The sequence below is a fragment of the Pseudomonas sp. GW821-FHT02H06 genome (genome assembly GCF_059421525.1).
Map to the genome: position 1 here is coordinate 1 of NZ_JBWKVD010000024.1, position 14,765 is coordinate 14,765.

Genomic DNA, 14,765 nt, shown 5'->3' on the forward strand with positions numbered 1-14,765 from the left:
CTTTCTGGTCATGTAGAACTCCTCGATAAATGTATTTTCCACTTATCGAGGTGTCCGGGGAAATTAGACCACTGCAAAGGCCTGAACGACCTCCTCCCATTCGTCACGCCGCTACTTCATACAACTTCAGCACTTCAACCTCGCCACTGACCAAACTCTGGCGCATCCGCGCGGCTTGCAGGGCCGCCGCCTTCATCGCGCTTTCCTTGACGTGACCATAACCGCGAATGCGTTCCGGAAGCCGTGCCAGACTCAGCGCGGTATGGCGGTTGCTCGCACTGAGGTGGCCAAGGATCAGCTCGATGTCGCCCACATAGGCATCAATCAACTCACGCTCCTGCCGACGCTCGACGCTGCGGCCGAACGGATCGAGCACCGTACCGCGCAGGAATTTGAACCGTGCCAGGACGTCGAAGGCCTTCAACATCCACGGCCCGAAACTGCGTTTGCGCGGGGTGCCGTTGTTCGGGTCGCGCTTGGCCAGCCAGGACGGCGCCAGGTGAAACTCGATGCGGTAATCGCCTTCGAACTGCGCTTCAAGCTGACGGGTGAAGTCGCCATTGCTGTACAGCCGCGCCACTTCGTACTCGTCCTTGTAGGCCAGCAGCTTGAAGTAGTTGAACGCCACCGCCTCGGTCAGCGCAGGCGGCTGGCCGGGGAACAGCCGCGCTTCGGCATCCCGCACCCGATTCACCAGCGTCAGGTAACGCTCGCTCAACGCGCCGTTCTGATAGGCGATCAAACCATGAACGTTGCGTGTGACGCGCTCTTCCAGGGTCAGGTGTTCGGGATCCGGCGCTGGCTGGGTCTGCGGATTGGCCGCTGCTTGCACTGCCGGCAGGTCAAACGCCGCACGACGCCCCCATAGAAACGCTTGCTGGTTCAGATTGACCGCCACACCGTTAAGCTCGATGGCTTTTTCAATGGCAGCAGAGGTCAACGGAATCAGCCCCAGCTGAAAGGCATAACCCAGCATAAAGAGGTTGCTGGCAATGCTGTCGCCCATCAATTTGGTCGCCAGGTCCGTCGCCTGCACAAAGTGCGTTTTCTCGGCGCCGACGGCTTCGCGGATGGTCTGCATCATCGCTTCAGCCGGGAACTCGGCGTCGGGATTGCGAGTGAATTCAGCGGTCGGCGTCTGCTGACTGTTGATCACCGCATGGGTTTTCGCACTGTTGAGCTTGGCGATCGCATCGGGCCCCGACGCCACCAACAGGTCGCAACCGAGCAGCAGATGCGCCTCACCTGCGGCGATGCGCACGGCGAACAGGTCTTCCTGCCGCGCGGCGATACGAATGTGGCTGACCACCGGGCCGAACTTCTGTGCCAGACCGGCCTGGTCTAGCACGCTGCAGCCCTTGCCTTCCAGATTCGCCGCATAACCCAGCATCGCGCCAACGGTGGTCACGCCCGTGCCACCCACACCCGGCAGCAAAATGTTGTACGGCTCAGCAAGGCTCGGCAGCGTCGGCTGCGGCAGTTCAGCGAACGCCTGGGCCTGCTTGGGCAACTGTGGCTTGCGCAGCTTGCCGCCATGCACCGTGACAAAGCTCGGGCAGAAGCCTTCGACGCAGCTGAAGTCCTTGTTGCATGCGCTCTGGTCGATTTCGCGCTTGCGCCCTTCCGGGGTTTCCTTCGGCAGCACCGACAGACAGCCCGACTTGACGCCACAATCGCCGCAGCCCTCGCACACGGCCGGGTTGATGATGGCGCGCTTGTCCAGATCGACCATCGTCCCGCGTTTGCGGCGGCGGCGTTTTTCAGTGGCGCAGGTCTGGTCATAGATGATCACCGACACGCCTTTGAACTCACGCAGTTCGCGCTGCACGGCGTCCAGGTCGCTGCGGTGGTGGAAGGTGGTGATCGGCGCGAACTGCTCGCGGCTCGGGTATTTCTCTGGCTCGTCCGAGACCAGCGCAATGCGCTGCACGCCTTCGTTGAACACCTGACGGCTCAGTTGATCGACGCGCAGAATGCCGTCGATGGGCTGGCCGCCGGTCATGGCGACGGCGTCGTTATAGAGAATCTTGTAAGTGATGTTGACCTTGGAGGCGACCGCCGCCCGCAGCGCCAGATGCCCGGAGTGGAAGTAGGTGCCGTCACCCAGGTTCTGGAACACGTGGGAGGTTTCGGTGAACGGCGCCTGTCCGATCCAGGTCACGCCCTCGCCGCCCATCTGGGTGAACGTCTCGGTTTCCCGGTCCATCCAGATGGTCATGTAATGGCAGCCGATCCCGGCCAGGGCGCGACTGCCCTCCGGTACGCGGGTTGAGGTGTTGTGCGGGCAGCCTGAGCAGAAATGCGGGGTGCGCTGGGTGTTGAACAGCGGCGCGGCAAGGGCCTTTTCCTTGTCGGCCAGAAATTGCAGGCGCGCGTCGATTTTCGGGCTGCTGTAAATCGGCGCAAGGCGTTTGGCGATGACCCGGGCGATCATCGCCGGCGTCAGTTCAGCCAGGTTCGGCAGCAGCGAACGGCCTTCTTCATCGAATTCACCGACCACGCGAGGACGCTGATCCACCGGCCAGTTGTACAGCTGGCCGGTCAGCTGGTCCTCGATCACGCTGCGTTTTTCCTCGACCACCAGGATTTCATCCAGCCCTTCCGCAAAGCCGTGCACCGACACCGGCTCCAGCGGCCAGCTCATGCCGACCTTGAGCACGCGTATACCCACCGACGCGCACAGGTCCTCGTCGATACCCAGTTCTTCCAGGGCCTGACGCACATCGAGGTAAGACTTGCCGGTGGTGATGATGCCCAGACGCGGCTTCGGCGAATCGATCACCACTTTGTTGAGGTTGTTGGCCCGGGCAAACGCGCGGGCGGCGTAGATCTTGTAGGTGTTGAGGCGCGCTTCCTGAGCGAGGGGCGGGTCGGGCCAGCGAATGTGCAGGCCGCCTTCGGGGATCTGGAAGTCTTCGGGGATCTGCGTCTGGATGCGCAGCGGATCGACTTCGACCACGGCCGAGGAATCGACGTTTTCGGCGATGGTCTTCATCGCCACCCAGCACCCGCTGTAGCGCGAAAGCTCCCAGCCGATGATGCCGTAATCGAGGATTTCCTGGACGTTGCTGGGGTTCAGCACCGGAATCATCGAAGCGATGAAGGCGTGTTCGCTCTGGTGCGCGATGGTCGAGGATTTGCAGCCATGGTCGTCGCCGGCGAGGATCAACACGCCGCCCTTTTCGGCGACGCCCGCCGAGTTGCCGTGCTTGAACACGTCGCCGCAGCGGTCAACGCCCGGGCCTTTGCCGTACCAGAGGGCGAAGACGCCGTCGTATTTGCCGTGGGGGAACAGATTGACTTGCTGACTGCCCCAGACCGCCGTCGCGGCGAGCTCTTCGTTGACGCCGGGCTGGAAATGAATGGCGTTCTGCTGGAGATATTCCTTGGCGTCCCACAGGCTCTTGTCGAGGTTGCCCAACGGCGAGCCGCGATAGCCCGAGATGAACCCGGCGGTGTTGAGCCCGCGGGCTTCGTCGCGCTGCTTCTGCAGCATCGGCAGGCGGGTCAGCGCCTGGGTTCCGGTCAGGTACAGATTGCCGGTTGCGAGTCGGTACTTATCGTCCAGACGAATATCAGCCAGGGACATTCAGGCACTCCTTTATTTTTATTAGTGCGTTTTGAATGCGGCGCCAGCGGCATTTTACAGCCTTGCCAGCGCCTCGCCGCCAGGACGGTTCAGCCCAACGGTCACAGACAAAATACTGCCTGCCCGACGCAGGCTTTTTCTTCCTAAATCGGCGCGAATCTGCTCATATCGTGCATGCCCATTCCTGTTCAAGAATAAAAAAGGGTCAATTCATGCAGGTCAAGCTCAGCCCCATCGATCGCAAGATCCTCCGTCTGTTGCAACACGACGCCAATCTCTCCGCTGCCGAGATCGCCGAGCGCGTCGAACTCTCGCAATCGCCCTGTTGGCGGCGCATCAATCGCCTGGAAGAAGAAGGCATCATCGAGCGCAAGGTGGCCCTGCTCAACCCGGCCAAGCTCGGGCTGACCATGACCGTGTTCGTTGACGTCAAGCTGTCCGGACACGGGCGCAAGTACCTGACGGAGTTCGAGGAGGCGATCACCGGATTTCGCGAAGTGCTGGAGTGCTACACCATGGCCGGGGACATGGATTTCTTGCTCAAAGTCGTCGTGCAGGACATCGCCAGCTACGAGCGTTTTCTGCGCGACCACCTGCTGCAGAGCCCCCATGTGCAGGAGGCGCATTCGAACATAGCGATGAGTGTGGTGAAGCGGACAACAGAATTGCCGATTGACTGAGCTGCCGAGGACTGAGGCGGAGGCAAAGATCGCCCACGCAGAAAAACTCTTTTCACCGGCGGGCGAAAAAAGCATTGACTCTCAAATGGGAATGATTATTATTGAGCGCAACCGGTCGCGAGACTGGTTGGTAACCCAGAAGCCTTAGGTCGGCTTCCGGATTATCTCCTCATCAGGCTAATCACGGTTTTTGACCCGGCTTATGGCCGGGTCTTTTTTTTATGCCCTTTTCGGGTCTGGGTTCGGTCGGGTGTTGCGTCTTCAGGCTAATGAAGAGGGTTCGACAGTGATCTGCCTTTTCGATGGCGCGCATCATAGCAAATGGATCGAGCGATGGGCCGTTGAAGCTGTCAAAAACTGACACATTCAGTAAAAACCTCCACATTCACGACGTTGTTTTCCGCGACCGCCGCTATTCAAACAGTGAGCAAGACGCCATGACTCAGCTCCTCGACTCGTTGATGACCGCCTCCCCCGTGTCGCCCTCCCCGGGCGCGAGCGCCGAAACTGATCTTTACCGACGCCGCCTTCAGCGCCTGCCGCGCAGGGTGCTGCAAATATTTCTGCTGAGCCGCCTCGACGACTTTTCCTACACCGATATCGCCCACCTGCTTGACGTGGACATCAGCACAGTCGAACGCTGCATGACCGTTGCGCTTGAGCATTGCGTCAGCGAGCCCGCCGAACATGATCCCGCCCGCGCGATTCTGCTGCAGGCCCTGGGCTGGTACGTGCACCTGCAAAGCCCCCAGGCCACTGCCAGTCAGCGCATCGAGTTTCGTCACTGGCTCGACGCGGATCCTCGACACCTGGCGGCGTTTCAGCACAGCGAGCAGTTCTGGCGCACGTTGCATGCACCCGCCGCGATCCTCGGCGCCAGTGGCTGGCATCGGCACAAACCGCGGGTCTATTTCGGCTGGTTGCTGGTGACGATGTTGCTGTGCGGCCTGCTGGTCACCGCCGAAGCCTATAGCTGAAGCCGCCCCTGACTCTTTGGCGAACTATTCTGTCGCCGTCCCCCTAGCGGTTGCGTGTAAAGTAATTGTCATAACAGCCCAGCGAGGCAATCAGGTCTGGCCTGCTTGCCTCCCCGATGGCTTCGTAATGGCAGATCATGCAATCAGGACGCTCCCGTGACTCAAACCGCCCTTTCCATCTCCGCCGATTTTGACAGCGGCAACATCGTCGTGCTCGACGCCAGTCATCCCAACGCCGTGCAACTGGCGATCCGTCCCGATACCCGCAGCGCGCATTTCCAATGGTTCCATTTCAAGGTTGACGGCCTGCAGATCGGTCAGCCCCACGGCTTCAGCCTGACCAACGCCGGCGAGTCGAGCTATAACCGCGCCTGGACCGGCTACAACGCAGTGGCCTCCTACGATCAGAAAAGCTGGTTCCGCGTGCCGAGCCAGTTCGACGGCAAAGCGCTGAACTTCGAGCTGACGCCCAGCGAATCCCAGGTGTGGTTCGCCTACTTCGAACCCTACAGCCGCGAGCGCCACGACTGGCTGGTGGATCAGGCGCTGAACAAGGCCGGCACCGAGCTGCTGGCCACCGGCAAGAGCGTCGAAGGCCGTGATATTCCGCTGCTGCGCAAGGGCGACGGCGCGGCGGGCAAGCGCAACATCTGGATCATCGCGCAACAGCACCCCGGCGAGCACATGGCCGAGTGGTTCATGGAAGGCATCATCGAGCGGCTCCAGCAAAACGACCCTGAGCTGCAGGCCTTGCTGGCCTCGGCGGACCTGTATCTGGTGCCGCACATGAACCCGGACGGGTCGTTCCACGGGCATCTGCGCACCAACGCCCAAGGCAAGGACCTCAATCGCGCCTGGCAGGACACGACCCCCGAGCTGAGCCCGGAAGTGTTCTTCGTCAAAGAGCAGATGGAAAAATACGGCGTGGACATGTTCCTCGACGTACACGGCGATGAGGAAATTCCCTACGTCTTCACCGCCGCCTGCGAAGGCAATCCGGGGTACACCGACCAGCAAGCGCAACTGGAAGCTGACTTCCGCGCGCGGTTGAGCGGCTTGACCCGGGACTTCCAGAGCAAATACGGCTATCCGAAATCGGCGCCGGGCCAGGCCAACATGAACCTGGCGTGCAACAGCGTCGGCGAGCGCTACAAGTGCCTGTCGCTGACGCTGGAAATGCCGTTCAAGGACAACGACGACGCCCCCGATGTCGTCACCGGCTGGTCGGGCCAGCGCTCGAAACAGCTGGCCCGCGATGTGCTGACCACCCTGGGACAGATGGTGTCCGTCTTGCGCTGAACCGCCGCCTGATGTCGACAGGTTGACCTGCGTCCATAAACGACATCGCCAGCGGGGTTAAGCCCACTGGCGATGTCGTCTGCCTTATTCGCAACGGTCAATCACGGCAACATCAACCCCGCGATTTACCCCGCAGCATGCTGTCGAGCACCTCATCTCGCCTCACCCAGCCGTGAAACAGCGCGGCAGCCAGATGCGCCAGAATTGTCAGGAAGAACAGGTACGCCAGATAGGCGTGGGCCTTGCGCAGCAGCGCGAAGGTTTCCGGGTTTGCCGCGACGATGGACGGCAGGCGCACCGAACTGCCGAGCATGACCGGATCCCCGGCGGCTGAAATCATCGCCCAGCCAATCAGCGGCATCGCCAGCATCAAGCCATACAGCACGTAATGGGACAGCTTGGCGGCCAGCGCCTGCACGGCCGGCAAGTCAGCCGGCAACGGCGGCGTTTGAGTAGTGACCCTGACGACAATCCTGACGATGACCAGCAGCAGAATCGCGATACCCAGGGGCTTGTGCAGGTTCAGCAGCCATTCGTGGCGCTCGGACACCGAAGCCACCATGCCGGCGCCGATGAACAGCATGGCGATGACCATTAGGGCCATCAGCCAGTGCAGCAGGCGCGCCAGTGGGGCGAAATGCTTGACGGGCGTACTCATGGCTGTTTCTCCTGGGCGGGCTCGGCTTTCAACTGATCGACTTCAGCGGTACGGCGCATGTAGGACGCGGCGTAGGCCGCCGAGCGCGCGGCGAGCAGCGGGTCATCCGAGCCTTCGATGCCGCTGGGCAAGATCAGCGGATCGTAATTGATGTCGCGGCAGTCGCCATTCAGTTGCGGGCTGTCGGAATTGACCACCAGGGTCCCGGCATCCACGGTCTTGTGCTCGCCGGTCCAGGCTTTGGACGCGTCGTTGGTCGGGTCTTGGGGGTTGGCCAGCGTCAGCATCAGCTTCCAGCGTTGTGGGCCGCTGGCCAGTCTGTCACTGAGGTCCTTGTCCAGATATTCCTTGGCGTCAGGCGCCGGCGCTGCATCGGTGGCTTCCGGCACCAGACTCCAGCGCACAGGCTGGCGCTTGCCGCTGGCGTCCACCAGCACGAAGGCGTTGACGCTGTTGTAGGTCTCGGTGACGAAACTGGCCGAAGGCTTGGCCGTCTTGACCCACGCCAGAAAAGGCTGGGCTTCCGGGTGTGCGGCGAAGAACGCAGGGGGCTTCGCCGGGTCGGGTTTGCCGGTCTTGGGGTCAGGCCCGGTGGCGATCTGCAGGTCAATGAACGCTTCAGGCGTCGCGACCGGAAACACCGGCATGCTGTTCATGCCCGTGCGCCATTGCTGGCCGTTGGGCTGGGTGAACTGCACGGCGAAACTGCGCAGGGGCGCAGCGCTGTCGGGGGAATACGGGTTGCCGGTGGGCACGGCCAGACGCCCGATCACCGGCGTGCGCCCGCTGGCGAACACTTCGGCTTTGGACAGGCTGGCCGCGGCACCGTTGCTCTCGAAGTAGCCGGCCACGCAGATGCCTTTCGGGTGGTTGCGACGGTAACCGGGATGCACACCGTTGTTGCGTTCGAACACGTCAACGACCCGCGCGGGGGTCAGTCGCTGGGGGGCGAGGCTGCCATTGACGTAGGCGAAGGCGCCCGCGACGACCAGAACGATCAGGCCAATGCCGGCCAGGCGTGCGAGTTTTTGGGAATTACTGAGCGGCGGTTTGCGGGGATACGGTGGCTCACGGTCAATCATCGATCACACTCCGGGCTTCTCGCCTCTGGGGACATCAAGGTGCTTGGCACGCTTTGTTTATAGCCGGATGCTTGAGGTTTGTCAGGTTGAGGACATCGAGCGCCTGGCGGCTGGAGCAAGGCCGGAATCTGAGGCTGATCCCACTGGCGCCTTCCCGGCTGAAGCGGGTCCCACAAAAAGCATCGTGCGCGGCCAATGGTTCTGGCAGTGTCTCGATATGAGGAACGACGCGCACTTAGTGGTACCGGCTTTGGCCGGGAAAGCGTAGGACGGCGCGCCGCAAAACCAAGGCTATACCGCTATCAGCCATCCAGCTTCGACGGATCGCTCTGCAGCAGCACCTTGGCGTGAATCCCGGCCAGGGTGCCTTTCAGCGTCGACGCGCCACGGCCCTGCTTCGCCTCTTTGTCCTGTTGCAAGGCCTGCTGCAGCACGCTGAGGAAGTTCTGGGTTTTGGAGGTGGAGGTCGGCGTGTGGGTGTCTTTCTCCAGGCGGCCCATTACGTACTTGGCAATGCGCGTCGACTGGCTGGCGGACTGACTCAGCGTCGCATCGACCAACTCACCTTTTTTATAGCCGATGCTGGTCTTGCTGCTGGCCTGGTCGCTGACCTGGTAATACAGGTAATTCTGTGTTGTCGGATCGGTGCTCAACGCCAGCTTTTGCCCGCCTGGCAGGGGCTTGTGGTAACTGGCGGTCAGCTGCGACTGCTGGTTCTGAACGATGGTCCGGTTCATCTGATCGCGTCCCTTGGACTGGGTGGTCTGCGACAAGGTGTAAGCAAAGGAATCGAGCTCACCGGGGTGGCCCGGGTTGCCCTCGACGCTCTTCTCGCTGACCGACGCGCTGAAGTCGCCGAGGCCGGTCAACAGGCCGTGGTCAGTGTCGGCGAGCTCGATCGAGTTGACGGTCTGCGGCGCCGAGGAAACGCGGGTGTCCGGGTACTGGCTGTGCAGGGTTTTGAAGGCGTCCTCAAACATCGACAGCAACTGTGCATCGCCGTCGCCACGCTTGCGCGCCGCCTCGATCTGGCTGACATAGCCGTCCAGCGCCTTGGCCTGCTGAGCGCTGTCACCACGAATGGCCGCGTTTTTCAGGTCAACCGAAAGGTCGAGATTGCCCAGCGCGCCACTCATGCGCACCGAACGCTGGTCGGCGTCGGCATGCAGTTCAAGGGTCTGGGCGCTGCCGTCTTCCAGCTTGAGGCTGGTTTTCAAATCCACGGAGGCGAAGGCCTTGGCGTCGAAATGGGTCAGGGCGTCGAGTTTCAGGGTCGGCGGCTTGGCTGTCAGGCCGTCGATGGCCGACTGAAAGCCGTCCGCCATGGCGTTCAGTGCGTTCAGCTCGTCGTCGCTGAGTTCGCCGCCGCTCACCTGGGCCTGCACCGCGAGGCCATCGTCCTGACTGGCAAGGCTGAGCTCGATGGTTTTGCCGCTGGCGGTTTTCAGGGTGAGGCTGATGCTGTTGGCCGGATTACTGTGCAGGCGGTCCTGGGCGGCGGCGAGTTCCGCCGGCTCCAGCGCTTTGCCGGTCGTCGAGCGCAGCACCGATTGGGAAATGTTCTGGCCGGTCTGGGCCAACTGACTGAGCAACGTTGCGCCCAGGCCTTGGAAACGCCCCGCCGTGGCGGAGGTGCTGAAGTTGCCCGCCATCGCCAGCGAGACTTTGTCCTGGCGGGTGTACTCCCAGGCCGGCGGGACGTTGCCATCCCCCATCAGCCCGCGGACGTTGTAGGTCAGCGGCTCGCTGACCTTGGCGTCCTGGCCCAGCATGACGACGGACGACGGCGAGGCGCTGGTGGTGCCAGCAACGGCGCTGTCATTCACCGCGACGGTGGCCGCCGGTTTGACCACCGGCATCAATGCCGCGGATGAGGTGACCGAAGAAATCGCTGACATGGCACTTCCCTGTTCAAGTGAGTAATAGACTTCCTGAACAGGGTGTCGGCGGACGCCTTTGTAACTTTAGCGATACAAACCCGGGGCATTCCCGCTACACAGTGAACGCGGCACGCTCGGCCAATGAGGGGTACGCCGAGAAGATGATGCGTGGGGATTGTCCATTCAACTGACCATGCAAAAAATTCAGTCGGACACCTTTACGCTATCGATCATAAATAAACAGCGAGCACTTATTCCCCGTCCTGTAACTTACGCAGTCACTCGTTTGATTGAATAGTTATGGCGTGCTCAAACTTCACACCCTCCAAATGAATAACCATCCGCGTTATCCAACCTGCCCCGAGAGCCACCGATACATTCATAGTCATCCCGATGGATAGAATTAAAACAACGCCGGGCGTTGACCAAACCGCTAGCCGTGAAACTCGCCTCCAATTGAGTCTCCCCCACCTTTGATCGGCGGAACGGGCCCGGTGAAGCCTGAGGGCCTGCGCGGCAGAGCGCCGCACGCTTCATGCGTCTGTCTGTTCGGGCAAGAACGTGTACTATCCACCGACACCTACCAGAACTTAATCCCATGTTTGCCGATAGCGAAGCAGGCCAACGAATTGCCACATGCCTGACCCATCGGGTCAATGGCAGCGCGGAACTTTCCGAGGTCGCTGAAGCAATTACTTCGATGTTCGAGGACATTAATACCTCCCTGACCCCAATCATAGGGCCGAAAGGTGTTGCCGCCCTGCATCGCCGCAGCCTTCATCTCTACATATCAAAGCACCCGCTGGCTGGAGACAACTACAAGATGCTGGCCGTGGGCATGGATCTTCAACAATTGAAGGCGTTACTGGCCGAAGAATCGATAGCCGACGCGCTCTTGTTCGGCCAGGAAGTTCTGAACACTTTTCACGCATTACTTGCCACGCTGATCGGACCATCACTCGCTGCACGGCTGCTCCTTGACGTGTGGGAACACTCTTTCAGCGGCCCGCCTGCCCAGGACATTTCACGATGAGTAGTAAAGTCACGATCAACCGTCTGGCAACGGGCGTACCGGGATTCGACGAGATTCTGGGTGGCGGCCTGCCGGAGTTTTCCTTCAACCTGATCGCCGGTCCGCCCGGCTGTGGCAAGACCACGCTGGCCCATCAGATGATGTTCGCCCTGGCCACGCCCGAACGCCCGGCGATCTTCTTCACGGTGCTCGGAGAGCCGCCATTGAAGATGCTGCGCTACCAACAGCAGTTCAGCTTTTTCGACGAAGAAGCGGTGAACCGCTCGATCCGCTACGTCAATCTGGCGGATGACACCCTGGCTGGCGATCTGGATGAAGTGCTGCGGCGCATCGTCGCCGAAGTCGAGGCCCACAGCCCTGCCCTGGTGTTTGTGGACTCGTTCCGCTCCGTCGTGCTGGCCAGCGAAACCGACTGCAATCCCAAGAACAACCTGCCGCAGTTCGTGCAGCAGCTGGGGATGCTTATGACCACCTGGCAGGCGACGACCTTCCTGCTGGGGGAGTATTTCAACGAGCTCGACAGCAACCCGATCTTCACCGTTGCCGATGGGCTGATCTGGCTGCGCCAGAGCGTTCAGCGCAACTCCATGGTGCGCAAGATGGAGATCATGAAGATGCGCGGCCAGCCGACGCTGCCCGGGCTGCATACCTTCCGCATTGCCGATTCGGGCATTACGGTGTTTCCACCGGCCGCGGTCACGCTTCAGGACCGCGCCGCGCTCAACCACAGCAGCCCTCAGCAGCGTCTGAAGATGGGCGTGCCGCATCTGGACGATATGCTTGGCGGCGGCCTGCCCCGGGGCTATTCGTTGCTGGTTGCCGGCCCTTCCGGCTCTGGCAAAAGCCTGCTGGCGGCGGCCTTTCTCGAAGAGGGTGCGCGCAACGGCGAAACAGGCGTGATCGCCGTTTTCGAACAGCGACCCAACCACCTGCATAACGCCGAACTCACGCGTCTGGTGCACATGGACAAAGTAGGCGTCGTCGACCGACGGGTGCCGGACCTGTCCATCGACGAGATTGTGCAGCAGCTGCTCAGCGAAATCCGCCGGCTGGACGCAACGCGTGTGGTCATCGACTCGCTGTCCGGGTTCGAGCTGGCCGTGGCGCCCGCCTTCCGCGAAGACTTCCGCGAATCCCTGTCGCGAATGGTCAATGCGTTGACCAGCACCGGGGTCAGTGTATTGATGACCTCGGAACTGGAAGACCGCTACACGGATCTGCGCTTCAGTCCTTACGGCACGGCCTTTCTTACGGATGCCATCATCGTCCAGCGCTACATTGAGATCGACAGCCGCTTGCAGCGCATCATGGCGGTGGTCAAGGTCCGGGCCAGCGCTCACTCGGATGAACTCCGGCTGTACCGCATCGACGACAACGGCTTGCAGATCGGCACCCGTCTGCATAATCAGGAAGGGCTGCTGGGCGGACGCCCGACGCGGCTGTCGCCAGGGGTGGCTGAAGCGGGAGACAACATTCGATGAGCGCATTGCCATGAGCGAATTCGACAGCAAGGACGCAACCGGAGGCACAGACGCCGACCGAGAATTCGAGCGACTCGCGCAGAAAAAGGAACGGGCCCTGGCGCACCTGGCGTTCCTGCGCCGAGAGCTGCACGAGGCCGAGGCCTCTGCCGGCGCCGGGCTGCATATCGAATTGCTGGTGGAAGCCAATCAGAAACTGGTGCTGGCGGCGTTGGCGGCGCAGACGCAAGCGCCCGCTGCCAGTGCACACGCTGATGTCTATCAAGATCTGCGCGAGGCCAACGAGCATCTGGTGATTTCTGCGCTCCACGCGCAGACGTTGCAAGCCCAGGCTGAACAGGCGCTTGCCCAGCAACGCACGGCCATGGCCTCGGTAGCCCATGAAATGCGCAACCCGCTGACGCCCATCAGCATGATTGCCGAACGCATGGTGCGCACGTCCAGCGACAGACTGCCGGAAATGCGCAACCTGATCGAAGGTCAGGTGCAGCATCTGTCGCGCATGGTGGAAGACTTGCTCGACGTCTCCCGCGCAAGCACCGGAAAGCTGCGCCTGAGCTATGCCCACCTCGACATCGTGCAGATCATTCAGGAAGCGGTGGACGCCTGCGCGCCGCTGATGCACAAGAAAAAACTGCACATGGACGTCAGCCTTCCCGACGCGCCGGTACGGGTCAACGGTGATCACATCAGGATCGTGCAGATCTTCACCAATGTGCTGACCAATTCGGCCAAGTACACCCCGTGCGGCGGCAACATCGAACTGCGTGCCGAGACCGTTCCCGAGGGCTTGAAGATCGTCGTCTCCGACAACGGCATCGGCATTTCCGCCCAGGCATTGCCGGTGATCTTCGATCCTTATGTGCAGGACACCCAGGCCATCGGTTTCAATGGCTCGGGCCTGGGCATCGGGCTGACGGTGGTCCGGCAGCTGGTGGAAGCCCATGGCGGCAGCGTTACCGCCCACAGCGAGGGCGAAGGCAAGGGCTGTCATTTCACTATTTTGTTTCCACTGGTGGGATCTGCGCTGTAACTCGGCCACAATACGCCCCCGATCCCAGGCTCCAGGGCTTCACGCCTTTCGGTTCGCCGCCAAACCCAACCCCCCAGGACTGAGCAATGCCTCAAGAGCGAATCGCTGCACTTCGGCTTCCCAAACCCATCCAGGGTGCGATCGACGATCTGGTGCGCGCGTTGAACGCCGCCACCACCAAGGAAGACCTCGAACGCGAGGCCGCCATGGAAATCAGTTTCATCCTCAGCCTGGAGACCAGCAGACGTCTTCGCCCGGCAGACGTAGAAACGCTGTACATGATCTTCGACGACGCCGTACAGGAACGGCTCAGCCAACTGGCGGATCAGTCCTGACCGGACGGCTCGCCGCCTCCCTCGCTGGCACGTCACACCGCTGCTTTGTCATACCGCCGCCGCGCCGCCGTAAACCCCTCCGCCTGTTCGCCGAGCAACTGGATGTGCGCGACCTGTTGCGCGCTCAGTCCAGGACTGGATGGGTGATCATCTCCACGGGCTGGCTCGCGATTAATCTCTCTGGGCAGATACGGATTTTTCCGGCGCAGACGCATCCAATGCCGAGACGGCCCCAGGGCCTGCACCTCAAATGGTTTCAGCAAAGGACCCCACATGACTTTTTACATTTACCTCATTGCCTGCTGCGCGGCGGCCAGCACCGGCATCATTTTCAAACCCGGCAGCTGGTATGAATCGCTGCAAAAACCACGTTTCACCCCGCCCAACTGGCTGTTTCCGGTGGCCTGGACGACCATTTATCTGCTGCTGGCCTGGGCCGGTTATCGCCTGACCCTGACCCCCGGCAGTGAGACAGTTCTGGCGTTGTGGGCCGCGCAAATTGCCTTGAACACGCTGTGGACGCCGGTGTTCTTCGGCGCCCACCGGATCATGGCGGGCATGATCATTATCTTGCTGCTGTGGCTGGTGGTTGCCGCCATGGTGGTGCTGGGGATCCAGCTGGACCTCATCACCGGGCTGATCCTGTTCCCCTATCTGGTGTGGCTGACCGTGGCGTCGGCGCTGAATTTTTCGATTCTGCGTCATAACCGATAACGCG

12 protein-coding genes and 1 pseudogene are annotated in these 14,765 nt (G+C 61.4%); 9 read left to right on the plus strand and 4 right to left on the minus strand.

The features are described 5' to 3' along the window. Positions 1-103: 103 nt before the first annotated feature. Positions 104-3,589 carry an indolepyruvate ferredoxin oxidoreductase family protein gene (locus tag AC07VF_RS25005; RefSeq protein ID WP_495010037.1) on the minus strand — a complete coding sequence of 1,162 codons (3,486 nt, stop codon included), beginning with the start codon at positions 3,587-3,589 and terminating at the stop codon, positions 104-106. A 212-nt stretch (positions 3,590-3,801) separates the two neighbouring features. On the opposite strand from AC07VF_RS25005, the gene AC07VF_RS25010 reads away from it, so the two are divergent. From AC07VF_RS25010 to AC07VF_RS25020, 3 genes are all read left to right on the plus strand, one after another. After that, a complete protein-coding gene (locus tag AC07VF_RS25010; RefSeq protein ID WP_065990584.1) occupies positions 3,802-4,269 on the plus strand; it encodes an Lrp/AsnC family transcriptional regulator in 468 nt (155 codons plus the stop codon). 437 nt (positions 4,270-4,706) lie between these two features. Beyond that, positions 4,707-5,246: a FecR/PupR family sigma factor regulator gene (locus AC07VF_RS25015; protein WP_495010038.1), complete on the plus strand. Its 540-nt coding sequence runs from the start codon at positions 4,707-4,709 to the stop codon at positions 5,244-5,246. 156 nt (positions 5,247-5,402) lie between these two features. Further along, positions 5,403-6,545, plus strand: a complete 1,143-nt coding sequence (locus AC07VF_RS25020) for a M14 family metallopeptidase (RefSeq protein WP_495010039.1) — start codon at positions 5,403-5,405, stop codon at positions 6,543-6,545. 112 nt (positions 6,546-6,657) lie between these two features. Here the strand turns inward: AC07VF_RS25020 and AC07VF_RS25025 are convergent, their stop codons facing one another. The 3 genes from AC07VF_RS25025 to AC07VF_RS25035 all read right to left on the minus strand — a co-directional run bounded on the left by AC07VF_RS25025 (position 6,658) and on the right by AC07VF_RS25035 (position 10,183). After that, complete coding sequence (locus AC07VF_RS25025; RefSeq protein ID WP_192173918.1) at positions 6,658-7,203, minus strand: cytochrome b; 546 nt, start codon at positions 7,201-7,203, stop codon at positions 6,658-6,660. Next, entirely contained in the window at positions 7,200-8,285 is a 1,086-nt protein-coding gene (locus tag AC07VF_RS25030; protein WP_495010040.1) for a catalase family peroxidase, read from the minus strand. Before AC07VF_RS25030 ends, AC07VF_RS25025 begins: the two co-directional genes overlap by 4 nt. 302 nt (positions 8,286-8,587) lie before the next feature. Beyond that, the gene (locus AC07VF_RS25035) at positions 8,588-10,183 is read right to left on the minus strand and encodes a lactate dehydrogenase (RefSeq protein ID WP_495010041.1); all 1,596 of its coding nucleotides are present in this window, start codon (positions 10,181-10,183) and stop codon (positions 8,588-8,590) included. A gap of 580 nt (positions 10,184-10,763) precedes the next feature. Here AC07VF_RS25035 and AC07VF_RS25040 point away from each other — a divergent pair. From AC07VF_RS25040 to tspO, 6 genes and pseudogenes are all read left to right on the plus strand, one after another. Beyond that, the gene (locus AC07VF_RS25040) at positions 10,764-11,198 is read left to right on the plus strand and encodes a hypothetical protein (protein WP_244656005.1); all 435 of its coding nucleotides are present in this window, start codon (positions 10,764-10,766) and stop codon (positions 11,196-11,198) included. Next, positions 11,195-12,679, plus strand: a complete 1,485-nt coding sequence (locus AC07VF_RS25045) for a DUF7125 family protein (protein ID WP_495010042.1) — start codon at positions 11,195-11,197, stop codon at positions 12,677-12,679. Before AC07VF_RS25040 ends, AC07VF_RS25045 begins: the two co-directional genes overlap by 4 nt. Before the next feature lie 10 nt (positions 12,680-12,689). Then, complete coding sequence (locus AC07VF_RS25050; RefSeq protein WP_495010043.1) at positions 12,690-13,712, plus strand: sensor histidine kinase; 1,023 nt, start codon at positions 12,690-12,692, stop codon at positions 13,710-13,712. Positions 13,713-13,798: 86 nt separating this feature from the next. Next, positions 13,799-14,047 carry a hypothetical protein gene (locus AC07VF_RS25055; RefSeq protein ID WP_282373476.1) on the plus strand — a complete coding sequence of 83 codons (249 nt, stop codon included), beginning with the start codon at positions 13,799-13,801 and terminating at the stop codon, positions 14,045-14,047. Positions 14,048-14,112: 65 nt separating this feature from the next. Then, positions 14,113-14,208: pseudogene (locus tag AC07VF_RS25060) on the plus strand (aromatic alcohol reductase); the annotation flags it as partial. A 112-nt stretch (positions 14,209-14,320) separates the two neighbouring features. Then, positions 14,321-14,761 (plus strand): tryptophan-rich sensory protein TspO, encoded by a 441-nt coding sequence (gene tspO / locus AC07VF_RS25065; protein WP_495010044.1) that lies wholly within the window; start codon positions 14,321-14,323, stop codon positions 14,759-14,761. Positions 14,762-14,765 lie beyond the last annotated feature (4 nt).

Bases quoted from the DNA above. Each gene is read 5' to 3' on its own strand.
- AC07VF_RS25010 (WP_065990584.1), top strand. From the start codon at position 3,802: ATGCAGGTCAAGCTCAGCCCCATCGATCGCAAGATCCTCCGTCTGTTG.
- AC07VF_RS25035 (WP_495010041.1), bottom strand. From the start codon at position 10,183: ATGTCAGCGATTTCTTCGGTCACCTCATCCGCGGCATTGATGCCGGTG.
- AC07VF_RS25025 (WP_192173918.1), bottom strand. From the start codon at position 7,203: ATGAGTACGCCCGTCAAGCATTTCGCCCCACTGGCGCGCCTGCTGCAC.
- tspO (WP_495010044.1), top strand. From the start codon at position 14,321: ATGACTTTTTACATTTACCTCATTGCCTGCTGCGCGGCGGCCAGCACC.
- AC07VF_RS25040 (WP_244656005.1), top strand. From the start codon at position 10,764: ATGTTTGCCGATAGCGAAGCAGGCCAACGAATTGCCACATGCCTGACC.
- AC07VF_RS25015 (WP_495010038.1), top strand. From the start codon at position 4,707: ATGACTCAGCTCCTCGACTCGTTGATGACCGCCTCCCCCGTGTCGCCC.
- AC07VF_RS25050 (WP_495010043.1), top strand. From the start codon at position 12,690: ATGAGCGAATTCGACAGCAAGGACGCAACCGGAGGCACAGACGCCGAC.
- AC07VF_RS25045 (WP_495010042.1), top strand. From the start codon at position 11,195: ATGAGTAGTAAAGTCACGATCAACCGTCTGGCAACGGGCGTACCGGGA.
- AC07VF_RS25030 (WP_495010040.1), bottom strand. From the start codon at position 8,285: ATGATTGACCGTGAGCCACCGTATCCCCGCAAACCGCCGCTCAGTAAT.
- AC07VF_RS25055 (WP_282373476.1), top strand. From the start codon at position 13,799: ATGCCTCAAGAGCGAATCGCTGCACTTCGGCTTCCCAAACCCATCCAG.
- AC07VF_RS25005 (WP_495010037.1), bottom strand. From the start codon at position 3,589: ATGTCCCTGGCTGATATTCGTCTGGACGATAAGTACCGACTCGCAACC.